General features: G+C 63.4%; 29 protein-coding genes. 13 read left to right on the forward strand and 16 right to left on the reverse strand.

What is annotated here, in order from left to right; genetic code table 11:
- The first annotated feature begins 69 nt into the window (after positions 1-69).
- Positions 70-1,647, forward strand: a complete 1,578-nt coding sequence (locus RI444_RS14895; RefSeq protein ID WP_207605878.1) for an aminopeptidase P family protein — start codon at positions 70-72, stop codon at positions 1,645-1,647.
- A 96-nt stretch (positions 1,648-1,743) separates the two neighbouring features.
- Here RI444_RS14895 and RI444_RS14900 read toward each other — a convergent pair whose 3' ends face one another.
- Positions 1,744-2,631, reverse strand: coding sequence for a general stress protein (locus tag RI444_RS14900; RefSeq protein WP_242703232.1), 888 nt, complete (start codon positions 2,629-2,631; stop codon positions 1,744-1,746).
- A 76-nt stretch (positions 2,632-2,707) separates the two neighbouring features.
- Here RI444_RS14900 and RI444_RS14905 point away from each other — a divergent pair, with 76 nt between their 5' ends.
- From RI444_RS14905 to RI444_RS14915, 3 genes are read left to right on the forward strand one after another with little or no spacing between them, the layout of a single operon-like run.
- On the forward strand, positions 2,708-3,991 hold the full coding sequence (locus RI444_RS14905; RefSeq protein ID WP_021471789.1) for a magnesium transporter MgtE N-terminal domain-containing protein: 1,284 nt from the start codon (positions 2,708-2,710) through the stop codon (positions 3,989-3,991).
- Complete coding sequence (locus RI444_RS14910; protein WP_069695194.1) at positions 3,972-4,700, forward strand: DUF1003 domain-containing protein; 729 nt, start codon at positions 3,972-3,974, stop codon at positions 4,698-4,700. Before RI444_RS14905 ends, RI444_RS14910 begins: the two co-directional genes overlap by 20 nt.
- Before the next feature lie 4 nt (positions 4,701-4,704).
- Positions 4,705-5,832 (forward strand): Mrp/NBP35 family ATP-binding protein, encoded by a 1,128-nt coding sequence (locus RI444_RS14915; RefSeq protein WP_062097343.1) that lies wholly within the window; start codon positions 4,705-4,707, stop codon positions 5,830-5,832.
- Positions 5,833-5,851: 19 nt separating this feature from the next.
- On the opposite strand, the gene RI444_RS14920 is transcribed toward RI444_RS14915, so the two are convergent.
- From RI444_RS14920 to sigE, 3 genes are read right to left on the reverse strand one after another with little or no spacing between them, the layout of a single operon-like run.
- Entirely contained in the window at positions 5,852-6,262 is a 411-nt protein-coding gene (locus tag RI444_RS14920; protein ID WP_062097345.1) for a hypothetical protein, read from the reverse strand.
- 31 nt (positions 6,263-6,293) lie between these two features.
- Positions 6,294-7,202: a hypothetical protein gene (locus RI444_RS14925; RefSeq protein WP_069695196.1), complete on the reverse strand. Its 909-nt coding sequence runs from the start codon at positions 7,200-7,202 to the stop codon at positions 6,294-6,296.
- Positions 7,203-7,209: 7 nt separating this feature from the next.
- Positions 7,210-7,833 carry an RNA polymerase sigma factor SigE gene (gene sigE / locus RI444_RS14930; RefSeq protein ID WP_031216324.1) on the reverse strand — a complete coding sequence of 208 codons (624 nt, stop codon included), beginning with the start codon at positions 7,831-7,833 and terminating at the stop codon, positions 7,210-7,212.
- Between the two features lie 246 nt (positions 7,834-8,079).
- On the opposite strand from sigE, the gene RI444_RS14935 reads away from it, so the two are divergent.
- The gene (locus tag RI444_RS14935) at positions 8,080-8,712 is read left to right on the forward strand and encodes an O-methyltransferase (RefSeq protein ID WP_021471782.1); all 633 of its coding nucleotides are present in this window, start codon (positions 8,080-8,082) and stop codon (positions 8,710-8,712) included.
- Positions 8,713-8,807: 95 nt separating this feature from the next.
- Here the strand turns inward: RI444_RS14935 and RI444_RS14940 are convergent, their stop codons facing one another.
- The 4 genes from RI444_RS14940 to RI444_RS14955 all read right to left on the reverse strand — a co-directional run bounded on the left by RI444_RS14940 (position 8,808) and on the right by RI444_RS14955 (position 11,624).
- On the reverse strand, positions 8,808-8,975 hold the full coding sequence (locus RI444_RS14940) for a DUF3117 domain-containing protein (RefSeq protein ID WP_069695244.1): 168 nt from the start codon (positions 8,973-8,975) through the stop codon (positions 8,808-8,810).
- A 182-nt stretch (positions 8,976-9,157) separates the two neighbouring features.
- On the reverse strand, positions 9,158-10,336 hold the full coding sequence (locus RI444_RS14945; RefSeq protein WP_069695245.1) for a hypothetical protein: 1,179 nt from the start codon (positions 10,334-10,336) through the stop codon (positions 9,158-9,160).
- Between the two features lie 95 nt (positions 10,337-10,431).
- Positions 10,432-10,764, reverse strand: coding sequence for a DivIVA domain-containing protein (locus RI444_RS14950; RefSeq protein ID WP_021471779.1), 333 nt, complete (start codon positions 10,762-10,764; stop codon positions 10,432-10,434).
- A gap of 26 nt (positions 10,765-10,790) precedes the next feature.
- Positions 10,791-11,624: a TIGR00730 family Rossman fold protein gene (locus RI444_RS14955; RefSeq protein ID WP_021471778.1), complete on the reverse strand. Its 834-nt coding sequence runs from the start codon at positions 11,622-11,624 to the stop codon at positions 10,791-10,793.
- Between the two features lie 163 nt (positions 11,625-11,787).
- Between RI444_RS14955 and RI444_RS14960 the strand changes: the two genes are divergently transcribed.
- The 4 genes from RI444_RS14960 (at position 11,788) to RI444_RS14975 (ending at position 15,135) form a co-directional block, all read left to right on the forward strand.
- A complete protein-coding gene (locus RI444_RS14960) occupies positions 11,788-12,543 on the forward strand; it encodes an amino acid ABC transporter ATP-binding protein (RefSeq protein WP_031216321.1) in 756 nt (251 codons plus the stop codon).
- Positions 12,544-12,619: 76 nt separating this feature from the next.
- On the forward strand, positions 12,620-13,498 hold the full coding sequence (locus RI444_RS14965) for a glutamate ABC transporter substrate-binding protein (protein WP_021471776.1): 879 nt from the start codon (positions 12,620-12,622) through the stop codon (positions 13,496-13,498).
- Between the two features lie 96 nt (positions 13,499-13,594).
- Positions 13,595-14,245: an amino acid ABC transporter permease gene (locus RI444_RS14970; protein WP_021471775.1), complete on the forward strand. Its 651-nt coding sequence runs from the start codon at positions 13,595-13,597 to the stop codon at positions 14,243-14,245.
- On the forward strand, positions 14,242-15,135 hold the full coding sequence (locus tag RI444_RS14975) for an amino acid ABC transporter permease (protein WP_021471774.1): 894 nt from the start codon (positions 14,242-14,244) through the stop codon (positions 15,133-15,135). The genes RI444_RS14970 and RI444_RS14975 overlap by 4 nt, the downstream gene beginning before the upstream one ends.
- A gap of 66 nt (positions 15,136-15,201) precedes the next feature.
- On the opposite strand, the gene dapE is transcribed toward RI444_RS14975, so the two are convergent.
- The gene (gene dapE / locus RI444_RS14980; protein ID WP_207605798.1) at positions 15,202-16,326 is read right to left on the reverse strand and encodes a succinyl-diaminopimelate desuccinylase; all 1,125 of its coding nucleotides are present in this window, start codon (positions 16,324-16,326) and stop codon (positions 15,202-15,204) included.
- A 106-nt stretch (positions 16,327-16,432) separates the two neighbouring features.
- Between dapE and dapD the strand changes: the two genes are divergently transcribed.
- Together dapD and RI444_RS14990 are read left to right on the forward strand one after the other, a co-directional pair.
- Positions 16,433-17,458, forward strand: coding sequence for a 2,3,4,5-tetrahydropyridine-2,6-dicarboxylate N-succinyltransferase (dapD, locus tag RI444_RS14985; protein ID WP_207605797.1), 1,026 nt, complete (start codon positions 16,433-16,435; stop codon positions 17,456-17,458).
- A 13-nt stretch (positions 17,459-17,471) separates the two neighbouring features.
- Positions 17,472-18,314, forward strand: coding sequence for a hypothetical protein (locus RI444_RS14990; protein WP_207605796.1), 843 nt, complete (start codon positions 17,472-17,474; stop codon positions 18,312-18,314).
- A gap of 22 nt (positions 18,315-18,336) precedes the next feature.
- Here RI444_RS14990 and RI444_RS14995 read toward each other — a convergent pair whose 3' ends face one another.
- Together RI444_RS14995 and RI444_RS15000 are read right to left on the reverse strand one after the other, a co-directional pair.
- Positions 18,337-18,948: a hypothetical protein gene (locus tag RI444_RS14995; RefSeq protein ID WP_031216320.1), complete on the reverse strand. Its 612-nt coding sequence runs from the start codon at positions 18,946-18,948 to the stop codon at positions 18,337-18,339.
- A 92-nt stretch (positions 18,949-19,040) separates the two neighbouring features.
- Positions 19,041-19,661, reverse strand: a complete 621-nt coding sequence (locus RI444_RS15000; protein ID WP_207605795.1) for a TetR/AcrR family transcriptional regulator — start codon at positions 19,659-19,661, stop codon at positions 19,041-19,043.
- An 80-nt stretch (positions 19,662-19,741) separates the two neighbouring features.
- Here RI444_RS15000 and galE point away from each other — a divergent pair, with 80 nt between their 5' ends.
- Positions 19,742-20,779 (forward strand): UDP-glucose 4-epimerase GalE, encoded by a 1,038-nt coding sequence (galE, locus tag RI444_RS15005; RefSeq protein ID WP_021471768.1) that lies wholly within the window; start codon positions 19,742-19,744, stop codon positions 20,777-20,779.
- A gap of 87 nt (positions 20,780-20,866) precedes the next feature.
- On the opposite strand, the gene RI444_RS15010 is transcribed toward galE, so the two are convergent.
- The 3 genes from RI444_RS15010 to fdxA all read right to left on the reverse strand — a co-directional run bounded on the left by RI444_RS15010 (position 20,867) and on the right by fdxA (position 23,871).
- Positions 20,867-22,150, reverse strand: coding sequence for a citrate synthase (locus tag RI444_RS15010; protein ID WP_021471767.1), 1,284 nt, complete (start codon positions 22,148-22,150; stop codon positions 20,867-20,869).
- 231 nt (positions 22,151-22,381) lie between these two features.
- Positions 22,382-23,530, reverse strand: a complete 1,149-nt coding sequence (gene dapC, locus RI444_RS15015) for a succinyldiaminopimelate transaminase (RefSeq protein WP_179013573.1) — start codon at positions 23,528-23,530, stop codon at positions 22,382-22,384.
- A gap of 14 nt (positions 23,531-23,544) precedes the next feature.
- Positions 23,545-23,871, reverse strand: a complete 327-nt coding sequence (fdxA, locus tag RI444_RS15020) for a ferredoxin (protein ID WP_018776555.1) — start codon at positions 23,869-23,871, stop codon at positions 23,545-23,547.
- A gap of 134 nt (positions 23,872-24,005) precedes the next feature.
- On the opposite strand from fdxA, the gene RI444_RS15025 reads away from it, so the two are divergent.
- Positions 24,006-24,245 carry a hypothetical protein gene (locus RI444_RS15025; RefSeq protein ID WP_021471765.1) on the forward strand — a complete coding sequence of 80 codons (240 nt, stop codon included), beginning with the start codon at positions 24,006-24,008 and terminating at the stop codon, positions 24,243-24,245.
- 5 nt (positions 24,246-24,250) lie between these two features.
- On the opposite strand, the gene RI444_RS15030 is transcribed toward RI444_RS15025, so the two are convergent.
- Entirely contained in the window at positions 24,251-24,664 is a 414-nt protein-coding gene (locus RI444_RS15030; RefSeq protein WP_021471764.1) for a hypothetical protein, read from the reverse strand.
- A 25-nt stretch (positions 24,665-24,689) separates the two neighbouring features.
- A complete protein-coding gene (typA, locus tag RI444_RS15035; protein WP_021471763.1) occupies positions 24,690-26,606 on the reverse strand; it encodes a translational GTPase TypA in 1,917 nt (638 codons plus the stop codon).
- Positions 26,607-26,635: the final 29 nt, after the last annotated feature.

Genomic DNA, 26,635 nt, shown 5'->3' on the forward strand with positions numbered 1-26,635 from the left:
GGAACAGGCGTTGGCCGCGCCATGGCGCAGCCGTTGGCCTCCTCTTGGAACTGGTGGGACGATGTAACGGTGAATGATGCCAAAAACTCCCAGCACATGGACTCCGCTGAGTCCCAGCCACTGCAAGAGCGCGTCAACAACCGCTCGCAGCGGCCCACGTCCGATGCCTTCAAGGCGTTCATGGCCAGCAATTGGGCGCCGGCCCCGCAGGTGACCCCTGCGCGTGACGCCGTCGCGGACCACGCCGCCCGCCGCCGTCGTGCCATTTCCGAGAAGTTCAAAGGCGAACGGCTTGTTATCCCGGCCGGTCCGTTGAAGGTCCGCTCCAACGACTGCGACTACCGCTTCCGCCCGCATTCGGGCTTCGCCCACCTCACCGGCCTCGGCCTGGACCACGAGCCGGATGCCGTCCTCATCCTTGAGCCGGTGGCAGAAGGCAGGGGCGACGACGGCGGCCACCACACCGCGACGCTCTACTTCCGTCCGCTGGCGGGCAGGGACACCGAACAGTTCTACGCTGATTCCCGTGCCGGTGAGTTCTGGATCGGCCCCCGGCCGACGCTCGCCGAGTTCGAGGCCCGCTTGGGGCTGCCCACAGCCCACATTTCCGAACTTGAAGTGGCCATCACCAAGAACGTCGGCGCACCGGAGATCGGCGGCATTTCCATCCGCCTGGTGCGCAAGGTGGACGAGAACATCGACGCCCTGGTGGACACGGCCCGCTACAACACGGCCAAGGACCCCGAGAACCTTGACCTGGGCGAGCTCGATGCCTTGGACGAGAAGCTCAGCGAAGCCCTTTCAGAACTCCGCCTCATCAAGGACGAATGGGAGGTGGAGCAGATGCGGATCGCCGTCGCGGCCACCGTGGAAGGTTTCGCCGACGTCGTCCGTGCACTTCCCCGCGCCCTGACCCACAAACGCGGCGAACGCGTCGTGGAAGGCGCGTTCTTTGCCAAGGCGCGCGAAGAAGGCAACGAACTGGGCTACGACACCATCGCAGCTTCAGGGAACAACGCCACAGTGCTGCACTGGAACCGCAACACGGGAACGGTCGACGCCGGCGATCTGCTCCTGCTCGACGCGGGCGTGGAAGCTGACTCCCTCTACACCGCCGATGTCACCCGCACCCTGCCGGCGAACGGCAAGTTCACCGACATCCAGCGGAAGATCTACGAAGCAGTGCTCGACGCCGCCGACGCCGGTTTCGCCGCTGCCCGTCCGGGAGTGAAGTTCCGCGAGATCCATACGGCAGCCACCACGGTGCTCGCCGAGCGCCTGGCCGAGTGGGGCCTGCTGCCGGTTTCCGTGGAGGAAGCCATCAGTCCCGAAGGCCAGCAGCACCGCCGCTGGATGCCGCACGGTACCAGCCACCACCTGGGCTTGGACGTCCATGACTGCGCCCAGGCCAAGCGGGAACTTTACCTGGATGGTGAGCTCGCCGAGGGCATGGTCTTCACGATCGAACCCGGCCTGTACTTCAAGGCCGAGGACCTCGCCATCCCGGCTGAATACCGCGGCATCGGTGTACGGATCGAGGACGACATCCTCATGACGGCGGATGGCCCGGTGAACCTGAGCGCCGCCCTCCCCCGAAAGGCCGACGACGTCGAGGCCTGGATGGCGGGAATCTACCAGGAGGGCTAGTTCCCCGGCGTGGAAGAAAGCCGAAGGGGCCACCGGGATAATCCCGGTGGCCCCTTCGCTTTAATATTGCCCGCCTGCTACTGCCTGCCTGCCTGCTTACTGCCTGCCGGCGTCGTGCTCGGAGGCTTCAGGTGACTCTTGGCCGGCTTGGTTCTGGTCTGGCTGCGGCCTGCCATTGTCGGCGCTGCCCTGGTGGCTGTGCCGGGACTGCTGGCTCTGCTGGGGCTGTTGGCCCTGCTGCGGTTGCCCTTCGGGAACCCTGATGCCGTACTGGGGACGTCCGTCCGGCAGGTCCGGGTACCGTGCTGATGACGGTGCAGGCGCCGGGGCGGGCTGCGCAGGACGCGGTTCAGGTTCCCCGGGCTGCGGGGCGCGCTGGCCATAGGGGTCGTTCCAGGTGGATGGGCGTTCCGGGGCCTGGCCCGGCTGCTGGAACGGCTGGGACGGTTCCTGGCGCGAAGCGTAGCCCTGTCCCTGTCCTGCGGCCTGCGCCGGATTCATGGGCAACTGCTGGAGCAGGCGCCGGGCCTCGTTGGCAGCCTCGAAAGCCACAATGACGTCATAGTTGGTGGCCACCACCTGGCTGGTGGACGTGAAGTCACGCTTACCCCGCTGGGTGGCATAGGTGACAATGCCGAACAACATGAAGAAGGCCGCGCCCATGAGCACCGAGGTGATGATGGAGAACGGACCGCCGCCCGGCGTGAAGAAGGACAGCATGACGCCAACGAAGAGGCCGAACCACATGCCGCTCAGGGCACCTGACAGGGCAACCCGCGGGTAGCTGAGCCTGCCCGTGACGCGCTCCACCATTTTGAGGTCGTTGCCAACGATGGATACCAGCTGCACGGGGAACTGCTGGTCTGCGAGGTAGTCCACCGCCTTCTGGGCATCCAAATAGGAAGTGTAGGAGCCTACGGTGTCACCTTGCGGGACGCTCCGGGCTTCTTCGACGGCTTTTGGACCACCAAAAATGTTAGACATAGCCCCATTGTGTCGCATGGAGATGTGCAGGAGCTGGAATTCAGCTAAAAGAGAGCAGACTCGGTAGCCTGTAAATATGAGCACACATCCCTCACGCGTCTTTGTTGCGCGCCTGCTCGGCTTGGACGTCTTCGACCCCATGGGCGATCGTCTTGGCCGCTTGCGGGACGTCGTTGTGCTCTCCCGGGGCACCCGCGGAGCTCCGCATGTTGTGGGCATTGTTGTTGAAGTTCCCGGCAAAAAGCGCGTGTTCGTTCCGATGACCCGGATCACGTCCATCGACCAGACGCAGATCATTTGCACCGGCCTGGTGAACCTGCGTCGCTTCGAACAACGCGGGGCGGAAACCCTGGTGGTGGCCGAAATGTTCGATCGAAGGGTCACCTTGGCCGACGGCAGCGGGGACGCCACCATCGAGGACATCGCCATGGACCAGCACCGGTCCAAGGACTGGTTCGTGAGCAAGCTGTTTGTACGCCGCGGCCACTCGTTGTCTCCCCTGAGCCGGCTGCGGCGAAACGAAACGCTGATCATCGACTGGGCAGACGCCGTCACCGGTGCCCGCACCGAACCGCAGGCGGCAACGCAGTTCGTGGCAACGCACGAAGACCTCAAACCGGCCGACTTCGCAGAAGCGCTCCAGGAGATGAGCGACAAACGCCGCTTCGAGGTGGCCAGCGAGCTGCAGGACGAACGGCTCGCCGATGTCCTCCAGGAGCTCCCGGAAGACGACCAGGTGGAGATCCTTTCCGCACTGGACCTGGAACGCGCTGCCGACGTCCTCGAGGAAATGGATCCGGACGACGCCGCCGACCTTTTGGCGGAACTCCCCACGGCCCAGGCAGAGGAACTCCTGCAGCTGATGGAACCCCAGGAAGCAGAAGACGTCCGCCGCCTGCTGGAATATGACGAAGACACTGCCGGCGGTCTGATGACCCCCGTTCCCGTCATCCTGCCGCCCGAAGCCACGGTCGCCGAGGCCCTCGCGCACGTCAGGCGCGAAGAACTTTCGCCTGCGCTGGCCTCGTCCATCTTCATCACGCGTCCGCCGCTGGAGACTCCCACCGGCCGGTTCCTTGGTGTGGTCCACATCCAGCAGCTGCTGCGCTTCCCGCCTCCGGAGCCACTGGGGAACCTCGTGGACAAGAACCTGGAACCCCTTTCGGACCAGGCCCACATCAGTGAAGTAGCCCGGACGTTGGCCACGTACAACCTGAACTCCCTTCCCGTCGTCGACGACGATGGCCGCCTTGTGGGGGCGGTGACTGTTGATGACGTGCTGGATCACCTGTTGCCGGATGATTGGCGCGCCCACGAGGACGACGCCCCTATAAGGAAACTTGGAGGCCGCATTGGCTGATAACACCGCCACACGTTCAACCAAGTCCTCGGACCGGATGGCAAGCAGCCTCGACACTCCGCTCAGCGGCAGGAAACGCATCCTCCCCAAGTTCTCCCCCAACCCGGACGCTTTCGGGATCGCGACGGAGGGCTTTGCCCGCTTCATGGGCACACCGCAGTTCCTTCTTTACATGACCATCTTCTGTGTCTTCTGGCTGGCGTGGAACACCTTCGCGCCCACTGAATGGCAGTTCGACCGGGTGGAACTGGGCTTCACGCTCCTGACGCTCATGCTGTCCCTCCAGGCTTCCTACGCCGCTCCGCTCCTGCTCCTTGCCCAGAACCGGCAGGATGACCGGGACCGCGTATCCCTCCAGCAGGACCGCCAGCGGGCCGAACGGAACCTCTCCGACACCGAGTACCTCACCCGGGAACTGGCCTCTCTGCGCATCGCCCTGCGTGAAGTGGCTACCCGCGATTACGTCCGCGCGGAGCTGCGCAGCCTCTTGGAGGACATCATCGATGCCCAGGAGGAACTCCGGGACGGCGAAGCAGCGTCGGAGGAGGGCGAGTCGGCAAGTGAACGGGTGAAGGAAAAGCTGAAGGAAAAGCGGGACAAGTCCCGTGGTCCGCGCACGCAGCAGCTGCCGAAGGTCCGGCCCCGGCGGAATGCTCCATCGCAGTCCAGCCCCAAACCATCGACGTCCGATCCCGAAAGCCGAGCCTGACCCCATGAGCACCCCCGCCACTGAGGCGCTGCAAGCTGCCCTGGCGACCGTCATCGACCCTGAACTGCGGCGCCCCATCACGGAACTGGGCATGGTGGAGTCGGTAGCAGCCGGTGATGACGGAACCGTTCAGCTTGTTGTCCTCTTGACCATTGCGGGATGCCCGCTCCGCGAGACAATCACGGCAGATGCCACGGCGGCGTTGTCACAGGTTCCCGGGGTTAAGGCCGTGGACGTGGAGCTGAAGGTCATGACGCCGGAACAGCGCGACGCCCTCAAGGAACAGCTCCGGGGTCCCGGCGGCCAGCGCGGTATCCCCTTCACCAAGCCCGAATCGCTGACGAAGGTCTACGCCGTGGCCAGCGGAAAGGGCGGCGTCGGCAAGTCCTCTGTCACCGTGAACCTTGCCAGTGCCTTGGCGGCCCAAGGCTTGCGCGTGGGCATCGTGGACGCGGACGTCCATGGGTTCTCCGTCCCGGCGCTCATGGGCATCACGCAGAAACCCACCCAAGTGGACGACATGATTCTTCCCCCGGTGGCCTACGGCGTGAAAGTCATCTCCATTGGGATGTTCGTCGCCGGCAACCAGCCCGTTGCCTGGCGGGGTCCCATGCTGCACCGCGCTTTGGAGCAGTTCCTCACGGACGTCTATTTTGGGGACTTGGATGCGCTCTTCCTGGATCTGCCGCCGGGCACCGGAGACATTGCCATTTCCGTGGCGCAACTCTTGCCCAACGCCGAGATCCTGGTGGTCACCACGCCCCAGGCTGCCGCCGCGGATGTGGCCGAACGTGCCGGGACCATCGCCACCCAGACCGGACAAAAAGTGGCCGGCGTCATCGAGAACATGTCCTTCCTGGAAATGCCCGACGGCGGCCGGATGGAATTGTTCGGAAGCGGCGGCGGGGAGGTCCTCGCCGAGCGGCTCAGCAGCGCTGTGGGGGCGGAAGTTCCCCTGCTGGGACAGATACCTTTGGACATCGAACTGCGTGAGGGCGGGGATGCCGGCAAGCCCGTGGTCTTGTCCACGCGGGAGACCGCTGCGGGCCAGGCCATGAAGGCGATCGCCGCAAAGCTTGCCACCCGGCCACGGGGATTGGCGGGGATGCCGCTGGGGATCCAGCCCCGGTAGCAGCGGGAGCTTCCTGTTCCTAGGTAGCCTCGGTGTCGAACGGAGCAGGTTCGCCGGGAGCGAGGCGTTCGATCACGCGTGACGGAGCCTGGGCCCTCGCGGGTGCTGCCGAAGCAACGGTCGCAGCAGCTGCGGCAGCTCCGGCCGCGGGGGCTCCGGCGCTGACCGGTTTAGTGTCGTCTTCAAAGAGGGCATCCTTGATGATGCGCCGGGGATCGTACTGGCGGGGATCGTATTTCTTCCAGTCGACGTCATCGATGTCGATGCCGACTTCTTCCTTGATCTGTTCCCGGGCACCGGACGCCATCCGGCGTACTTCCTTGACCAGGTTGGCGAGCTTCTGCGTGTATTCGGGCAAACGGCTCGGTCCGATGATGAGTACGCCGATGATCAAGAGGACTATGAACTCCGGGCCGTTGATTCCAAACACGTTACGAAGATTACCCTGTCTGTGAACCCGCTCATAAACCAGCGGGATGAATGAGGGTGCGCAACCCCCGGAGCAGCCGTTCCAACCAGGTTTCGGAGGTTCCACTGGCTGCTTGGTGAGCCATCGAGTCGGCGGCGCGGACCAGTTCAGGAACGGCGTCGTCTGCTTTCTCCGCAGGCAAGTCGGACGAGTAGCTCAGCACGGCGGCCGACGTGCGGTACACGGCTTTCCACGGGTTGCCCTGGCTGAGTGACAATTGCGCGGAAGTGGCGCCTGCAGCAGCCGACGCGTTCGGGACCGGCAAGTGCTCTTCCATGACCGTCGCGTGATGGGTCCCGTTTTCCAGACGGATCTCCACGGCAGGATGGCCGTTGTGCCGGGTCACCTCGGCTGAAACCACCTGAAACCCCATCCCTGACAGTTCGGGGCATGCCCAGCCTTGGGAACGCAACGAGTCCAGCTCGGACGGACCGAGGACGCGGCCCGACTCCGGGACGGGACCGGACGCGGCACGTTCCGTAGGGCCTCCGAGCATCGCTGCCATCGACGACGCGCCGGCGTTACGGACCGCTCCGGCATCGTAAACCGCGTCTCCAGCCACGGTGTAGGCGGCCAAGGCCAAGGCGCCGGCGCTCACGGCAAGAGTCCCGGCAGCTATTCCGGCGGTCCTGATGCTGCGCCATGAAGTGCGCCTTACGAGCGGGTCGGCGGTGGCGGTTTGGTCCGCAAGCAACTGGGTCTGCTGGAGCAGCCGCCGGGTCAGGTCAGGGCTGGCTTCGGGGACCGCCGCACCGCGAAGGCGCTCCAGATACTGCCGCTCACGGTGCACTGCGGACCGGCACTCAGGACACAGCTCAACGTGCTCCGGATGACGCGTGTGGCGCAGGCCGCCCGCTTTGGACCGGGGCGGCGGACCCGGCAGGAATTTCCGACGAGGCATTGACTTCCTAGAGAATGCCGGCGATCCGGGGCATTTTCAGACGTGGCTTGCGCGCGGCTGCCGAGCGGGGGTCGCGGTGTGCGAGCTTCTCGCGAAGCATGGTGCGGCCCCGGTGGATGCGGGAGCGGACAGTGCCCAGTTTCACGCCAAGAGCTTCTGCGACCTCGTCATACGAAAGGCCCTCAAGATCACAAAGAACGACGGCGGCCCGGAAGTCCGGCGGCAGTTCCTCCAGGGCGCGCTGGACGTCGAGGTCAAGATTGTTGTGCTCGTAGCTCTGCTCGGGGCCAGGTTCACGGCCGGGAAGGCGGGACTCGGCGTCCTCGGCCAGGGCGTCGAAGCGGATACGGCTCTTACGCCGGGCCTGGTCCAGGAAGAGGTTGGTGGTGATGCGGTGCAACCAGCCATCGAGGGTTCCGGGCTTGAAGTTCTCCAGCGAACGGAAGACGCGGACGAAGACCTCTTGGGTGAGGTCCTCGGCGTCGAACTTGTTGCCTGTCAGGCGGTACGCAAGGCGATAAACCTTGGCGGAGTGGTTGGCAACCACTTCCTCCCAGCTGGGCATGACCCAGTCAGTCGCAGCCTCGTGGCTCTCCGATATTTGGACTGGCGCAGCATTCGATGCCGGCATCGTCCACTCCCCTCAAACTGTGGTTCACCTTTCCGGTGCCGGCCGCCGCGTGGATGACCGGACCAATATCATCCCAAGAATTTCTGGGAATTTCCTGACTGCAGCAGCTTTTTCCCGGACGGCATAACACCGGTTCAGCCGGTGCCGTAGAGAACACACCCAGGCACGGGGCCGAACGCCGGAGTAGCGTGCGCGAACACAGTAGTCTGGAGGGTAAATCCCCTACACGCGGAAAGCGAACCCTTCATGAGCGCCGACAAGTCAACCAGCTGGTCCTACGCAGAGAACCTGCCTGCTGAGGACGAGGTTTTGTTGCGCGCCCGCGAGCGGTCCTTCGAACTCGGTGTGACCCCCGTCAGCCAAGGCGTGGGCGCGGTCCTGACCGTTCTGGCGGCCGCTTCCAAAGCCCAGACCGTGGTGGAAGTCGGTGCAGGAGCCGGCGTTTCCGGTGTCTGCCTGTTGCGCGGCTTGGGACGCCAAGCCGTACTAACCACCATCGACCTGGATGTCGAACACCTCAAGGCGGCGCGGCAGGCGTATCTGGAGTCAGGCTCCCCGGCAAACCGGATCCGCACCATCTCCGGGCGGGCGGCAGACGTTTTGCCCCGCCTGACGGACAATGCCTATGATCTGGTTTTTATTGACGCAGACAAAGCAAACTTCCCTAAATACGTCGAGCAAGGAATACGGTTGCTCAAATCCAAGGGAACGCTTGTAGTCAATGATGCCTTGGATAAGGACCGGGTCTCCAATCCCGCAGCCCGCGATGCCACCACCGCGGTTCTCCGGCAGGTAGGTAAAAGCATTCGCGAGGACGACCGCCTGGTTTCGGCAATGCTGCCCACCGGAGACGGCCTGCTGGTAGCGGTCAAAAAATAGTAATTGCTTTCGGCAATGAATAAAGGTCCTCAGAGTCCAAGCCTTAAACCCAAAAGCAGCGCCCGGTGTCGGCCGGACGCTGCTCCTAAACGTTTCTATTCGGTGACGCCTACCAGGCACTCCTTGAGGTTTTGGGCCTCTGCGGCATTCAGCTCCACCACCAACCGCCCGCCACCTTCAAGCGGCACGCGCATAATCAAGCTGCGGCCCTCTTTGGTCACTTCCATAGGGCCGTCGCCAGTACGTGGTTTCATAGCCGCCATTAGGAAAATCCCCTCCATTTGTCCCAAGTCACGCCCAACCCGGCCGGGCTGGATCCGCGTCGCAATTGCAGCCGGCGGCAACGCTTGGGAGGCCGCCTTGGCCGGGCACAATATGTGCTTTTGTCCTTGCTTGTATTCCATTATCCCGTACTTACCCGCCCGTAGCGAATCAATGGAATGCCTTACGGAGGATAGTCGCCGCCACCGGGCAATTGCGCCCATGCCCACAGCCACACCACCCAGACGATTTGGAGGAGGAGGAACATGAGCACCACCGTGCCCCGGTATGCCTTCGATCTGGAGAGCAACGCAGCGCCAAGCGCCAGCGGAAAGAGCGGCAGGAGCATCCTGAATGTACTGGTCTGCGGGTGGAGGAAGACCAGCAAGTAGCCCATGTAAGCCGCGCACCACAACCTCAGTTCGGTCCCCAGGGCACGGACCGGCTTTGAAATCATCACAAGGACGAACAGTCCGGCGAAGACGAAGGGGGCCAAGACGCCGAGAACCGGCCCGAACAACATTCGCCCGGCATCGAACCAAGGCTTAAAAGGAACCAGGTCGTCCCCTCGCCATGCCGTCTCCGTGCGCGTGTAGGCGGTCGGGTCCCCGGTGACAGCCCACGCGATAATGGGCCAGGCCAATGCGCCGGTGCCAGTAGTCACCACCAACGCTGCCAAGGACAACAGCTTCGGTGTGGCGACGGCGCCGCCCACCTCACGGGCGGGGCCGAAGCGCCGCCAGAGGTGCCATACCAGGAGGAGGCCCACCATCGCAGCGAACGGAACGCCGGTTGGTCGGGAAAAGCACATCAACAGCACCACCGGAACAGCGGCAAGGTAGTGACGCCGTACCACCAGGAGCAACGATGACGCCAGCAGCAGGAGATTGAGGGACTCAGCGTACGGAACCTGGAGGATGGGCGAGACCGGGAAGGTCGAAACAAAGACGACGCCCCACATCGCAGTGCGTCGACCGGTCACTTCCCGGAAGAGCTTGAAGATCACCAGGGCAGCACCCAACCCGGCCACCATGGCGATCGCAGTCAAGGACTGGAGCGTCCCGAGCCCGGTTATTGCGCTCAGGCCCCTGCCCAGGAAGGGGAAGAGCGCGTAAAAGGCCCAGGCGTTTTCTTTGACGACGCCGTTTTGGTCGACGGGCAAGGTGGCCGGGTAGCCATCCTCCGCCGCCCGTTGGTACCAGCGTCCGTCCCAAATGGTGATGAAGTTCCAGTAGTCGGGGGCCGGGGGAAACCATGGGTTGGTTCCCTGATGGATGGCTGCTGCCATGAAGATGGCGGCACTGACGAGCCGCGCGGCGACGAAAACCAAGGAAACCCGGAGCCACCAAGGCCACGCCGCCATCGCGGCTCCTGCCCGGACAACTGCGCCTGCGAGGTGCTTCGTTGCTCCCTCCGTGGCCGCCGGGGTTCCGGCTGCCCGGGAGGGAACCTGGTTGTTCACTGCGTGGCCCTCAGGTTTTCGCCACCCTCGGCCTGCGACTTCAGCTGATCCCGCAGTCGCTCAATTTCGCGGTCCTTTTCCAGCAACTGGTCCCTTAGTTGGTCCAGGACCTGGTCTACCTGGTCCATCCGGTATCCGCGAAGGCCGAGCCCAAAACGAACGTTGTCCACGTCGGCTGCGCCCGCTTGCTCCGGCAGGAGGACGGGCGGCAGGTTGGGGGTTGGTTCGTCCAAGCCGGCTCCCATCGAGCGGCCCCGGACGATTCCGGCTCCGAAATACAGAGCTGCCCCGACGAGGACGATCGCGAAAAATACCAGAAAAGAGCTCACAGCACCATCGTGCCAGAAGCAGTTGCCTACTCCGGGCGTTGCTCCCCCGTCGGCGTGGGCAGGGGTTCGCCGTGAAGCACACGGTGTACCGCGTCTGCGGGGTCATCCACCAACTGGATCAGGTCAAGGTCCTTTTCCGACACCATGCCCTCGGCCACCAGCGTGTCACGGATCCACTCGATCATCGGGCCCCAGAACCGGACGCCCAAAAGGACGATCGGGAATGAGGTCACTTTGCGCGTCTGGACCAGCACCATGGCCTCGAACAGCTCATCGAGGGTTCCCAGGCCGCCCGGAAGCACTACGAAGCCTTGGGCGTACTTGACGAACATCGTCTTCCGGGCGAAGAAATACCTGAAGTTGATGCCGAGGTCCACCCAAGGATTCAGCCCCTGTTCGAACGGCAGCTCGATCCCCAAACCGACGGAAACGCCGTTGCCCTCCACGGCTCCTTTGTTGGCAGCTTCCATGGAACCCGGGCCACCGCCCGTGATGACGGCTACGCCGGCTTCGGCCAGCTTGCGTCCCACGTCCACTGCCATCTCGTAGAACTCTGTGCCCGGCTTGGTGCGGGCGGAACCAAAGACACTGACAGCGGGCCCGATGTCGGCCAAAGCCCCAAAGCCCTCTACGAACTCGCTTTGGATGCGCAGTACCCGCCAGGGGTCGGTATGGATGAACTGTCCGGCGCCGCTTGTATCCAGCAGGTGCTGGTCCGACATTCCGGTATCTGCCTGTTTACGCCGCAGTTCCAGGGGGCCTTTATGCTTGGCCGGCGCTGCCGCGGAAGGAAGCGCCGCGTTGCTCCCCCCTCGGCCGTTGGCGTCGGGGTTGGGAACTGGATGCTGGCTGATACTCATTGCCCAAGGCTAACGCCTAAGAATGCGAGTATCCGCACTTGGCGCACAAGCTCGCATTGCAGTCTCATATCCGGCTGAAAAACAGGTTTCTGTTCAGTCACGATCTCAAAGAAGTTGCCGTGATCGTGGTCATAATTGCTGCGTAGTTCGCTAGATTCAAGCTATGACTACTCAAGTGCCCGGCGATGCGCTCGTCTCCCTGAACAGCGTCAACAAGCATTACGGTCAATTGCACGTCCTCAAAGACATCAACCTTCAGGTCAAGAAGGGTGAAGTTGTAGTGGTCATCGGACCCTCCGGCTCCGGTAAGTCCACGTTGTGCCGTGCCATCAACCGTTTGGAAACGATCGACGACGGCGAGATCTCGATCGACGGAAAGAAGCTCCCCGAAGAGGGCAAGGAACTGGCCCACCTCCGTGCCGACGTCGGCATGGTCTTCCAGTCCTTCAACCTCTTCGCCCACAAGACGATCCTCGAGAACGTCACGCTGGGTCCCATCAAAGTCAAGGGCGTCGCGAAGGGTACGGCCGAACGCGAAGCCATGGCCCTCCTGGAGCGCGTCGGCGTCGGGCATCAGGCACCGAAGCTTCCTGCGCAGCTCTCCGGCGGCCAGCAGCAGCGTGTGGCCATCGCCCGGGCCCTGGCGATGAAGCCCAAGGTGATGCTCTTCGATGAGCCCACCTCCGCGCTCGATCCGGAAATGATCAACGAGGTCCTCGATGTCATGATCCAGTTGGCCAAGGAAGGCATGACGATGATCGTGGTCACCCACGAGATGGGCTTCGCGCGCAAGGCAGCCGACCGCGTTGTGTTCATGGCGGACGGACAGATCGTCGAAGACGCCAAGCCTGAGGAATTCTTCACGAACCCGCAGAGCAACCGGGCCAAGGACTTCCTGTCCAAACTCCTGACCCACTAGCTCCTGACGGCCTTCACCCTGGCCACCAGGAATCGCACCCCCGGCCGTACACCGGCCATCCACTGAAAGGAACGTCATGAAGTCTCTGATTACCCGGAGGAAGTCACTCCTGGTTGCCGCATCGGCTGCGCTTGCCCTCTCGCTGAGCGCCTGCGGTGGCGGCGGGAGCTCGACGACTCCCCCCGTAGCGTCTGCGAGCTTCGAAGCAGGCACCACCATGGAGAAGCTCAACAAGGCACAGAAGATCACCATCGGTACCAAGTTCGACCAGCCGCTCTTCGGCCAGAAGGGCCTTGACGGCAAGCCGGTCGGTTTCGACGTTGAAATCGGCAAGGCAATCGCCGCCAAGCTGGGCATCCCGGCAGACAAGATCGAATGGGTCGAGACCGTTTCGCAGAACCGCGAATCGTTCATCGAGCAGGGCCGCGTTGACCTGGTCATCGCCACGTACACCATCAACGACGCCCGCAAGGAAAAGGTCTCCTTCGCTGGCCCGTACTACGAAGCCGGCCAGGCACTGCTGGTCAACAAGGACGACAACTCCATCACCAAGCCGGAGGACGTCAAGGGCAAGAAGGTCTGCTCCGTCACTGGTTCCACCCCTGCCAAGACCATCGCCGAAAAGTACGGTGCTGAAGTTGTTCCGGCCGCTACCTACACCGCTTGCCTCGAGCCGCTGCGCAACAAGCAGGTTGTCGCCGTGACCACCGACAACGTCATCCTGGCCGGTTACGTGGACAAGGAACCGGATGCCTTCAAGCTCGCCTCGGATGAAACCTTCACCAAGGAGCCTTACGGCATCGGCCTGAAGAAGGACGACACGGTTTTCCGCAACTGGATCAACGACCAGCTTGAAGCCATCCAGAAGGACGGCGACTACAAGAAGGCTTGGGAAGCTACGGCAGGCAAGGTCATCAAGACCGCACCTGAGCTTCCGGCCCTCGACCGCTACTAGCAGTCAGTCCAGCAGCTGCCGCCGTCCCTCCCACGGGACGGCGGCAGTTCCTGAACCAGGACCCTGTTCCGTGATCAGCTGCAGCAAAAGGAAGCCATGGACGCCGTCATAGCAAGCCTCCCCCAATACTGGGACGGATTTCTCCGCACCCTCTACCTCTCCGTCATCTCAGGAATCATCGCCCTCGTCGTAGGAACCATCCTCGCGGCCATGAGGGTCTCGCCCGTTGCTGCGCTCCGCGGCTTCAGCATGTTCTACGTGGAAGTCGCCCGGAACACGCCACTGACGATCATCTTCTTCTTCTCCGCAATCGTCCTCCCCAGGCTGGGAGTGAAGTTCGACCAATTCGAAGTCGCCGCCATCATCGCACTGAGCAGCTACACGGCCGCCTTCATCGCCGAAGCCGTCCGTTCCGGCGTTAACAGTGTTCCGGTGGGACAGGCAGAAGCAGCCCGAAGCGTCGGCATGACCTTCACCCAGGTTTTGGGCTTCATCGTCCTGCCCCAGGCTGTCCGCACCGTGGTTCCGCCCTTGATCAACATCCTGATCGCCTTGGTCAAGAACTCTTCGGTTGCCGGCGCCTTCTTCGTCCTCGAGTTGTTCGGCTACGGCCGCCAGCTCTCCAATGACTACGGCAACCAGGTCCTTTGGATCCTGCTCGGGGTGGCGTTCTTCTACCTCCTCATCACGGTTCCTTTGGGCCTCCTGGCGCACTTTGTTGAACGAAAGGTGGCGATTGCCCGATGACCTCGGTCCTTTACGACGTCCCGGGGCCCAAGGCCCGCCTCTACTCGCTCATCGGTTCGGCGGCCGGGATCGTCCTGATCCTTGGCGTGCTGGCCATCGCCGTCATCACGCTTGCGCAGCAGGGCATTTTCGACGCCGACCGCTGGGAAATCTTCTACGGTCCCATGGCGCCGGATGTCTGGAACCTGATCGGCCAGGGCATCATCTCCACGCTGACCGCGGCGGCCGTGGCAGCGATCATTGCCTTTCCGCTGGGAATTGCGCTCTGCCTCCTGAGAATCTCATTGATCCCGTGGGTTCGGATTCCGACGCAGGTGGTCCTCGAGTTCCTCCGCGGCATGCCGGTCGTCCTCATGATGTTGTTCGTCCTGCTGGTGTTCGCCACCGGACAGTTCCAAGCGGTGGTTGTGGGCCTGGTGCTCTACAACGCCGCCATCTTCGCCGAGATCCTGCGTGCAGGCATCCAGTCGCTGCCCAAGGGCCAACGTGAAGCCGGCCTGGCCATCGGCCTGCGCAGCTTCCAGTCGCGCATGATTATCGAATTCCCGCAGGCTGTACGCCGCATGTTGCCGTCCTTGGTGGCGCAGCTCGTCGTGCTCCTGAAGGACACGTCGCTCGGCTACATCGTGGGCTACGAGGAACTGCTCCGGAAGATCCAGATCATGGCTGACTTCCTGGGTCCGGACTTCCTGTTCCCCGCGTTCTTCGTGGGCGCTGCGATTTACATCCTGATCAACCTCACGGTCTCCCGGATCGCGATCTGGATCGAACGCCGCGGCTCCAAGAAGGCCGCGGGCGGTGTGGCAGCACCCAGCCTCCGGACAGGCCTCATCGTGGGCGGCAACGATCCCGTCGCCGACGATTCCGTCGAGGGGCCGGGCAAGAAGTAAAGGGCACCAGAGAACAAGAAGAGGTCCGCAGCCATGGGGCTGCGGACCTCTTCTTTTGCGTCGGGGCTACTGACCCAGCCACGTCCTCAGGGCACGCAGGCACTCACGGATGGCATCGGCGTCGACGTGTTCATTGTCCTTGTGCGCCAGCAGCGGGTCTCCGGGTCCGAAGTTCACCGCCGGGATGCCCAACTCACTGAAGCGCGCGACGTCGGTCCAGCCGTATTTGGGCTTCGGCTCGGCTCCCACTGCGGCCACGAAGGACGCTGCGGCGGGGTGGTTCAGGCCGGGACGCGCACCAGCTGCGGCGTCGGTACGGACGACCTCGAAGCCTTCCAGCAGTTCCCGCACGTGGGCTTCGGCTTCATCCGGAGTCTTGTCCGGCGCAAAACGGTAGTTGATCTCCACCACGCAGCGGTCCGGGATGACGTTTCCGGCCGTTCCGCCGTTGATCTTCACGGCGTTGAGGCTTTCCCTATAGTCGAGACCGTCCACGTTGATGGTGCGCGGTTCATAGGCAGCCAGCCGGGCAAGGATGGGAGCTGCAGCATGGATGGCGTTGCTGCCCATCCACGCGCGGGCCGAATGCGCCGTTTCTCCCAGCGTGGTTGCTTCGAAGCGGCTGGTGCCGTTGCAGCCACCTTCCACCGTGCCGTGGGTGGGTTCCAGGAGGATGGCGAAGTCGCCGTCCAGTAGATCGCCGTGGTTCCGTACCAACCGGCCAAGGCCGCTCTTGACGGCCTCCACTTCCTCGTGGTCGTAGAAAACAAACGTGACGTCCCGGTCAGGTTCCCGGCCGCCGTCGAACAGTGTTGCCGCCAAGGCGAGCTGCACGGCAACCCCGCCCTTCATATCCGTGGTGCCGCGGCCGAAGAGTATGCCCTCGCCGGGGACCCCCGACTCCCAGGTTGCAGGCACGGTTCCCAGCGAACCGGGGACCGTGGGAAGCGGGACGGTGTCCAAGTGGCCTGCGAGGATGACGCGCTCCGGGCGGCCCAGCTCCGTTCGGGCAATGATGGCGTCGCCGTCGCGCACCACTGTGTACCGGGGCAGGGCGCGCAGGGCGGCTTCCACCGCATCTGCCAGTTCGGTCTCGTTGCCGGAGACGCTGTTGATATCAATAATGGCCGAAGTCAGTAAAGCGACGTCCTGACGCAGGTCGAGGAGGGCAGGTGCGGAGTTCAGGGTCACCCCTCCACCTTAACTGCTCGGCGCGGCGCAGCAGGGCAAGCGAATACGACTCCAGTCCTTGGAACGGGTTTCAGCCGCACCGCGCCCGGTAGCTAAACTTGGGGCCATGACTGAAACTGCTTCTTCCGCTGTGCCCGTAACCGCGTCCGTTAACGACCGATCAGCTTACGGATTCGGCCTCGCCACGATCGCTACCTCGGCCTCCGGGGAAGCAACCGTACTGGATGTCTGGTACCCCTCCCCCGCGTTGGGCGTAGCAGCCGACACCCTGAGGGACGTCGACAACGCCGACCCTGCACTGACTGCCCTCGCCGAGGACGGCAAGGACGCCGATCGCGGCACCGAGCAGAAGGTGGTGTTCGCCCAGATCGACTTGGACGCTGCCCCGGCCGACACGGCTGACGCCTACCTCCGTCTGCACCTGCTTTCACACCGCTTGGTCAAGCCGAACAGCATCAACCTGGACGGAATCTTCGGCAAGCTCCCCAACGTTGTCTGGACCAACTTCGGTCCGGCCGCCGTGGAAGGCTTCGAGCTGACGCGCGCACGCCTGCGCAAGCGCGGCAACGTGGTGGTCTACGGCGTGGACAAGTTCCCCCGCATGGTGGACTACGTCGTCCCCACCGGCGTTCGCATCGCCGACGCCGACCGTGTCCGCCTGGGTGCCCACCTTGCCGAAGGCACCACTGTGATGCACGAAGGCTTCGTCAACTTCAACGCCGGCACCCTGGGCACGTCCATGGTCGAAGGCCGTATCTCCGCAGGCGTAGTGGCCGGCGACGGCACCGACGTCGGTGGCGGCGCGTCCATCATGGGCACGCTGTCCGGTGGCGGCAAGGAGAAGATCGCCCTGGGCGAGAGGGTCCTGTTGGGCGCCAACTCGGGTGTAGGCATCAGCATCGGTGACGACTCCGTGGTGGAGGCGGGCCTCTACGTGACCGCCGGCACGCGGGTCCGCGTGCCGGGCCCCAAGGACGAGAACGGCGAGGACACCAGCCAGATCATTAAGGCCGTGGAGCTTTCCGGTGTCCCCAACCTCCTGTTCCGCCGCAACTCCACCACCGGTGGCGTCGAGGTCCTGCCCCGCAAGGGCCAGACCGTGGAATTGAACGAGGCTTTGCACGCCAACTAGCAGGAGACCAACTGTGCGCCGTTTGCGCCGCATCATCGTCATGGTGCTGGCCTTGGCCTTGGTGGCCGGCGCCGTTTACGCCATAGTCGCCGTGCTGCAGCGCTCCGAGACACTGGTCTCGGAGCGCTGCGTCGCTGTGGTGGGCTCAGCCAGCTTCGAACTCGCCACAGACCAAACCGCGAACACGGCGCTCATTACGGCTGTGGCCGTCCGCCGTGGTCTGCCTCCGCGCGCGGCCAGCATTGCCCTGGCAACGGCGATGCAGGAGTCACGCCTGCGGAATATCAACTATGGGGATGAGGCCGGCCCGGATTCCCGCGGACTGTTCCAACAGAGGCCATCCCAAGGCTGGGGAACCGAAGCCCAGGTCATGGATCCCACCTACGCCGCGAATGCTTTCTATGACGGGCTGGTGAAGATTCCCGGCTACGAAAGCATGGAAATCACGCAGGCGGCGCAGGCAGTCCAGAGGTCGGCCTTCCCGCGCGCGTATGCCCAGCATGAACCCATGGGACGTGCCTTCGCTTCTGCCCTGACGGGTCATTCCGAAGCAGCGTTGGACTGCGAGTTGAGGATGCCGGAAGCGGCCGGTGACCCTGCCGCCGTCGTGGATGAACTCACGACGGCGTTCGGCACCCAAGTGGCCGGCGTCGAGGGACGGTCGGTGCGCCTTGAGGTGACGGGCCCGCAGGCGTGGGCTGTGGCCCATTGGGCCGTGGCCAATGCCAAGGCACTGTCGATTACCCAGGTTGATGCGACCGGCCGGACCTGGAACAGGGAACAGCGCAAAGGCTGGACCGACTCTGCGGCGGCATCGGACGGTGTGACCATCACGGTGTCAGCCCCCACCACCTAGGCGACATGTTCAGGCAGCAGGCCTAGGCAAGAAGCTCCACCACCGGCTGGACGTAGCTGCGGAACACATCCGGCTGGGACAGGAGCCTATGGCTCATGAAGATCGTGCTCGGCTCCAGGTACCAGGCCCGTGGCTCAGTCAGCGGAAGCTCGATGATGGTGAGGTCGAAGTCGCGCGAGCTCCGCCCCACTTCCAGGAGCCGGTCCTCCACCAGCTCGTTGAGGACGTTGGTGACTCCGTTGGCTTCGCGGGCCGCTTCGAGATCCGCGTATTCGTCGATCCTGTCCGTGGCCCAGGCCAGTGCAGCTCCAAAGTGCGCCTGCAACACCCTTTGTAGGGCCGGTGAGTTGCCGAAGGCCTTGAAACTGGGTGGAGTAAGCTCCTGGGCCGGTTCGGGATAGGACTTGACGAGCTTCTCCCACCACGCTTCCCATTCGGTTTTCAGCGCGCTGATACCTCCCACGTCCGAGGTGAGGTGGCTATGGTCGGCTTGGCGGATCTTGGGAGCGGCGTGGGCCAGCATCGGCTTTCCGACGCCGTCGAGTCCGGCTACGTCCCGCAAGTACAAGGCGATGAGCATCGGCCCTGACGTGTCCATGGTGATGCGCCATCCCGGGCCGCCTGACTCATGCATCCGAATTCCTCCCTTGGACAGGGTTCCCGACATGTCCCAGTCTATTCCTGAAGGGCCCCGGGGGTAACGGCCCGGGGGCACGGCTTCCGGGGTTAGGCCCGGGCCGAAGCCGCCTGAAGGGTTTGGAGGTGTGCTTCCAGGACGTCGCTGCACATGGCCGCGGTCATCCATTCAGGCTGCAACAGCGCATGCATGCATAATCCGTCCACAGTGGCCAGGAGGCGTTCCGCTTCCGTCACCAGCGCCTGCGGGTTGTCGACGTCCTGTGGACGCAACAGCACCATCAACCGGCCGATGACGGCGGCGACCGAACGGTGGCTGCGTTCGGCTTCGGGGGCCAACACCGGGGTGATCCGCGCTGCCTGCCGGAAAGCCATCCATACGCAGGCGTCCACGGCCGATTCCTCATCCAAGGGCAGGAGCTGACCCAGGAGGTTCAGAACGGCATTGTGGTGTTCAGCGCCCTCACTATCTTCTACCAGCGCCAGAGCCGCTTCCAGGCGGGCAACAATCCGGTCCACAACGGAGGCGAAGGAGTACACCAGGAGTTCATCGCTGCTGGCGAAATAGTGGCGGACCGATCCGACGGCGAGCCCCGCTTCATCGGCCACCTCGCGGAGTGATGCCCTATGCAAGCCGTCGCTGGCAATGATGCGAAATACGGCTTGGACAACTTCCTGGCGCCGGACTTCGGCATCAACAATTTTGGGCACCAGTATTTTCTAGCACGAATGTGCTTCCACCACGCTCAACACTGAGCGGCGTGGCTCCGATTTCCGATAGCGTAGACACCATGAAAATTCTTGTCACGGGCGGCACCGGCTATATCGGTTCGCACACCGTTTTGTCCCTCCAGGAAGCCGGCCACGACGTCGTCGTTCTCGACAACCTCGTGAACTCCAGCGAAGAGTCGCTGCGGCGGGTGTCTGAACTGACAGGCAAAACCGCCGCCTTCCACGAGGTGGACCTGGTGGACGAGCCGGCCGTCGAGGCGGTCTTCGGCCAGCACGACATCGACGCGGTCATCCACTTCGCGGGCCTGAAGGCAGTGGGCGAATCAGTCCAGGAGCCCTTGGCCTACTACTACAACAACATCGTGGGCACGCTGAACCTTCTCCGCGTCATGGACAAGCACAACGTCCGATCGATCGTTTTCAGCTCCTCGGCAACTGTCTATGGCGAACACAACCCGATCCCCTACATCGAGAAGATGGAGATCGGCGCCAACAATCCGTACGGCCGCACCAAGGAACAGATCGAGGACATCCTCTCCGATCTTGGCAACGCCGATGACCGCTGGCATATAGCACTGCTGCGCTATTTCAACCCGGTGGGCGCCCACCCCTCGGGCCGGATCGGCGAAGACCCGCAGGGCATCCCGAATAACCTCGTTCCGTTCATTGCCCAGGTTGCCGTAGGCCGCCGCGAGAAGCTCATGGTCTTCGGCGGCGACTACGACACCCCTGACGGCACCGCCCAGCGTGACTACATCCACGTGGTTGACCTCGCGGAGGGGCACGTGGCCGCATTGAACTACATCGCGTCCCGCCAGGGCGTCCGCCGCTGGAACCTCGGTTCGGGCAAAGGATCCTCGGTGCTGGAAGTCCTCCGCTCGTTCGAGAAAGCCGTGGGCCGGCCCATCCCCTACGAGATCACGGGACGCCGCGCAGGAGACCTTCCTGCCTTCTGGGCCGACGCTTCCTCCGCTTTGGCAGACCTTGGCTGGTCCACTACCAAGACCGTGGACCAGATGTGCGAAGACCACTGGCGCTGGCAGAAGAACAACCCGTACGGATACAACGCCACCGAGCCTGCCGCGGCCCAAGCCTAGGCGGGCACCTCTTCGGTGACCAACGACGGCGGCCGCCCACCTCGCGCGAGGTGGGCGGCCGCCGTCGTTATTGGCTCTGATGCAGTATCAGTTGGCCGGGTAGTTGCGCTCCGGCTCCCCCGTGTAGAGCTGCCGCGGACGGCCGATCTTGGTCTGGGGATCGTTGATCATCTCACGCCACTGGGCAATCCAGCCCGGGAGGCGTCCGATGGCGAAGAGAACGGTGAACATCTTCTCCGGGAAGCCCATGGCCTTGTAGATGAGGCCGGTGTAGAAGTCGACGTTCGGGTACAGCTTGCGCTGGATGAAGTAGTCGTCCGCGAGGGCCTTTTCTTCCAGGCGCATGGCGATGTCCAGCAGTTCGTCGTTACCGCCGAGCTTGCTGAGGACCTCGTGGGCCGTGGCCTTGATGATCTTCGCACGGGGGTCGTAGTTCTTGTAGACACGGTGCCCGAAGCCCATGAGGCGGACGCCGTCTTCCTTGTTCTTGACCTTCTCCATGTAGTCCTCAGGCTTGATGCCCTCGGCCTGGATCTGGCGGAGCATCTTCAGCACGGCCTCGTTGGCACCGCCGTGGGCAGGGCCGAAGAGTGCGTTGATGCCTGCCGAAACGGAGGCGAAGAGGTTTGCGTTGGACGAACCCACCAGGCGCACCGTGGACGTGGAGCAGTTCTGCTCGTGGTCGGCGTGCAGGATGAGCAGGAGATCCAAAGCCTTGACCACAACGGGGTCGAGCTCGTACTGCTCAGCCGGGAGGCCGAAGCTCAGGCGCAGGAAGTTCTCCACGAGGTTCATGGAGTTGTCCGGGTACAGCATGGGCTGGCCGATGGACTTCTTGTGGGCGTAGGCAGCGATCACCGGAAGCTTGGCCATGAGCCGGATGGTGGAAACTTCCACGTGTTCGGCGTTGAACGGATCCAGCGAGTCCTGGTAGAAGGTGGACAGCGCGGAAACAGCCGAGGACAGCACCGGCATCGGGTGGGCGTCGCGCGGGAAGCCGCCGAAGAAGCCCTTCAGCTCCTCGTGCAGCAGGGTGTGGCGACGGATGCGCTGATCGAACTCTTCCAGTTCGGTGGGGGTCGGCAGGTTGCCGTAGATCAGCAGGTAGGAAACTTCCAGAAAGTTCGAGTGCTGTGCGAGCTGCTCAATGGGGTACCCGCGGTAGCGCAGGATGCCAGCGTCACCGTCAATGTACGTGATGGCCGATGTGGTAGCTGCGGTGTTCATGAAGCCGGGGTCATAGGCAACGGCGCCCGTCTGCTTCAGCAGCTTGGAAACGTCATAGCCTTCGTTTCCTTCTACAACCTTGATGCGCGGCAGTTCAAGTTCGCCGCCGGCATGGCGCAGTGTCGCGCTGGTGGTCTCAGTCATGGAGTCCCCTTCACGAGGCCTCTGGGCCTCTATAGAACGCTTGTCCAATCAACTTCTGGTGACGCCGTGTTCTGCCCTGCTGTTGCAGGACTCCAACGGCCGGAGTGCTTTCTTATTGAAGGCCACCATTGATAGTCAATTAAAAGCTACCGCCAGTAACCGTCGGGAACTAATCCAAGCCCAACGATTACTGGCGGAAACACGCTAATTGTGCCGCAAGTCACAGCTTCGTTATGCGACCGAGTTCAACCTCTCCACAGCCGCGTCGATTCGTTCGTCCGTGCCCGTCAATGCCACGCGAACGAAGCCGTTGCCTGCCTCGCCATAGAACACGCCTGGTCCCACCACGATGCCCAGCCCGGCGAACCGTGCCACGGTATCCCACGTGGCTTCTCCGGCCGTCGACCACAAGTAGAGTCCCGCGTCGGAGTCGTGAATGGTCAGTCCAAACTTCTCCAGCGCCGGAACCAGCCTCTCGCGGCGGCTCCTGTAGAGGTCCTTCTGCGCCAGGACATGGTCGGCGTCGCCCAATGCCACACGCATGGCTTCCTGCACCGGGTAGGGCACAATCATTCCGGCATGCTTGCGGCTGTTAACCAGGTTCGCCATGATGGCGGCGTCGCCGGCCACGAACGCGGCCCGGTAGCCGGCCAGGTTGGATTGCTTGCTCAGGGAGTACACACTCAGCAGCCCGTCAGTGGAACCACCCGTAACGCGCGGGTCCAGCACACTGGGTACCGGTTCTCCCCCGCGTTGGGCGTCCCAAGCACCCCAGCCCAGTTCCGCATAGCATTCGTCCGATGCCACCACAGCGCCGATTTCCCGGGCCTGGGCGACGATTCGCCGCATGGATTCGACGTCCCTGACGCTGCCCGTCGGGTTTCCCGGCGAGTTGATCCAGACCAACCGCACCTTGGCGCGGGTGGCGGCATCAAGTTCGTCCAGGTCATCCGCGGCAACGGCCGTCGCTCCGGCAAGCGTGGCACCGATGTCGTAGGTCGGGTAAGCCACCGTGGGGCGCACCACCACATCGCCGCTTCCCAGACCCAGGAGGAAGGGAAGCCAGGCGACCAGTTCCTTGGAACCCACAGTAGGCATCACGTCGCGGGGGTGCAGGCCGGGGACGCCACGACGGCTGGCGAACCAATCCACCACAGCCTGGCGCAGCGGTGCAGTGCCGTGGACAGTGGGATAACCGTGGGCATCCGATGCCGACGCCAAGGCCTCACGGATGAGGCCCGGCGTGGGATCCACGGGAGTTCCGATGGAGAGGTTGACTACTCCGTCAGGGTGCTTCGAAGCGGTCGCAACATACGGCGCCATGGCCTCCCACGGGTAATCGGGAAGGTTAAGGCCGAACGCGGGCGCCGCGGAAATCAAGGGCGCAGCCACCTCTAGTGGTCTTGGTTCTGCGGCGGCAGGGCGGCAATGAACGGGTGGTCCTTGCCGGTGTTCCCGATCTTCGCAGCACCGCCCGGAGAGCCAAGGTCGTCAAAGAATTCGACGTTGGCCTTGTAGTAGTCGGCCCACTCTTCCGGGGTGTCATCCTCGTAGTAGATGGCTTCCACCGGGCACACGGGCTCGCAGGCACCACAGTCGACGCATTCGTCGGGGTGAATGTAGAGGGAACGCTCACCTTCGTAAATGCAGTCAACAGGGCACTCTTCGATGCATGCCTTGTCCTTGACATCCACACACGGCTGCGCGATTACGTACGTCACGTCCCAGACCTCTCAACGGTTTGTCCCGGCAACAGGCCGGGTAATACTCCCGACAATATGCCGGGCACTGAACTTCCAACCTATTATCCATCAGTGCCGCGACGCCAACCTAGCCCGCGTCATAGTATGAATCGGTGACCCAAACGCTGCCGCCCGTTCAATTCCTCCAGACAGCCGAGCCCGGTACACGGGTAGTGGTGCGCTACAGGATTGCCGACGGCCTCACGGATGCACTGGGCTACTTGCTGGAGGCCGGCGAAACCAGCTGCACCGTGCGGACCCGGACGTCCGACGTCGAAATTCCTTTGGAATTGGTGATCGCAGCCAAGCAGGTACCGCCCCCTCCGCCGCGGCGTCAGCCGACCGTGCGCTGAGAGGTTCAGTCTTCTCTTGCCGTTGACGCAACGTCGACGGCGGCATTCCACCGGGCCCGAAGACGGCTGGCGACCAAGAGCATGATGAACGTCACGCCGGCGATGCCGTAGACCCAGACGTTTCCCGCGACGTCCGCCAGGACCAATTGCTTGGCGGGACCGCCCGAGGACAGCACCCCCACCGCAGCGTAGGTCACAATGCCGGCCACCGCCGTCGGGACAACCGAACGGCGCCATGCCGCCAGCCACAGCTGTACGGAAGCCAGCAACAGCAGCGCGGCACAAATGCCCCAGGGAAGTTCGACGCCGGCCACGGATACCGTCTGCCGGTGCAGGGCCGTGCCCGCAAGGGACACGAAAAGAGCCGCCAGTACGGCTGCAGCAATGCTGCGGGCTGTACTGGCGGCTCCCCTCTTCATGCAGAGATTCGGTTCCCTGCGGCGACTATGCGCGGGCGCGGGCGCGGTTGGCCTTCGCGCGCTCGTTCGAGTCCAGGATCACCTTGCGGATGCGGATGTCCTCCGGGGTGACCTCAACGCACTCGTCCTCGCGGGCGAACTCAAGCGACTCTTCCAGGGTGAGCTCACGCGGCGGGGTCAGGTTCTCGAAGGAATCCGAAGAAGCCGCACGCATGTTGGTGAGCTTCTTTTCCTTGGTGATGTTCACATCCATGTCGTCGGCGCGGGAGTTCTCGCCGACGATCATGCCTTCGTACACCTCGGAGGTGGGCTTCACGAAGAAGGAACCGCGCTCTTGGAGGTTGATCATGGCGAACGGAGTCACAACACCGGCGCGGTCCGCGATCATCGAACCGTTGGTGCGGTATTCGATCGGGCCGGCCCACGGCTCGTAGCCCTCGGAAATGGAAGCCGCGATACCGGCACCACGGGTGTCCGTGAGGAACCGGGTACGGAAGCCGATAAGGCCACGGGCGGGAACGATGAATTCCATGCGGCACCAGCCGGTGCCGTGGTTGGCCATGTTGGTCATGCGACCCTTGCGGGCAGCCATGAGCTGCGTTACGGCACCCAGGTACTCTTCAGGCACGTCGATGGTCATGTGTTCCATCGGCTCGTGCAGCTTGCCGTCGATTGTCTTGGTGACTACCTGCGGCTTGCCGACGGTGAGTTCGAAGCCTTCACGACGCATCTGCTCAACGAGGATGGCCAGCGCGAGCTCGCCACGGCCCTGGACTTCCCAGGCGTCGGGACGCTCGGTGGGGAGCACCTTGATGGAGACGTTACCGATCAGTTCCTTGTCCAGGCGGTCCTTCACCTGGCGCGCGGTGACCTTGGCACCCTTGACCTTGCCGGCCAACGGCGAGGTGTTGATACCGATCGTCATGGAGATCGCGGGATCGTCCACCTTGATAAGGGGCAGCGGCTGCGGGTTTTCCAGGTCGGTGAGCGTCTCACCGATGGTGATGTCTTCAATGCCCGCGACGGCAACGATCTCGCCGGGTCCTGCGGATTCAGCCGGTACGCGCTCCAGTGCCTTGGTGGCCAGGAGCTCGGTGATCTTGACGGTCTTCAGCTCGCCGTTCTGGCGGGCCCACGCAACCTGCTGGCCCTTGCGGAGGGTGCCGTTGTAGATGCGGAGCAGGGCGAGGCGACCAAGGAACGGGGAGGCGTCCAGGTTGGTCACGTGTGCCTGCAGCACGCCTTCCGGGTTGTACGTCGGGGCCGGAATGTGCTCGATGATCGTCTTGAACAGGGGCTCAAGGTCCTCGTTCTCCGGAGCCGAGCCATTGGCCGGCTGTTCGAGGGATGCGCGGCCGACCTTGGCTGCTGCGTAAACGACCGGAACTTCCAGGACCTTGTCCAGGTCCAGGTCCGGAACTTCGTCGGCGAGATCGGAGGCCAGGCCCAGGAGGAGGTCCATGGACTCGTGCACAACCTCGTCGATACGGGCGTCGGGGCGGTCGGTCTTGTTGACCAGGAGGATCACCGGCAGGTGGGCAGCCAGTGCCTTGCGGAGGACGAAGCGGGTCTGCGGAAGGGGGCCTTCGGAAGAGTCGACCAGCAGCACGACGCCGTCAACCATCGAGAGCCCGCGCTCAACTTCGCCACCGAAGTCGGCGTGGCCGGGGGTGTCGATGACGTTGATGGTGATGGTCTCGCCATTGGAGGACGGGCCGTTGTAGGCAACCGTGGTGTTCTTGGCGAGGATGGTGATGCCCTTTTCGCGCTCCAGGTCACCGGAATCCATGACGCGGTCCTCAACCTCGCCGTGGGAGGCGAAGGAGTTGGTCTGCTTGAGCATGGCATCGACCAGGGTGGTCTTGCCGTGGTCAACGTGTGCAACGATCGCGACGTTGCGCAGATCGCTCCGCGACGCAGTATTAACGGTAGTTTCAGACATGCGTTTATGACTCGTTTCAGTGGTGAAGT

Origin of the sequence: Paenarthrobacter sp. AT5, from assembly GCF_032764245.1 — a bacterium.
GTDB classification, from domain to species: domain Bacteria; phylum Actinomycetota; class Actinomycetes; order Actinomycetales; family Micrococcaceae; genus Arthrobacter; species Arthrobacter ureafaciens.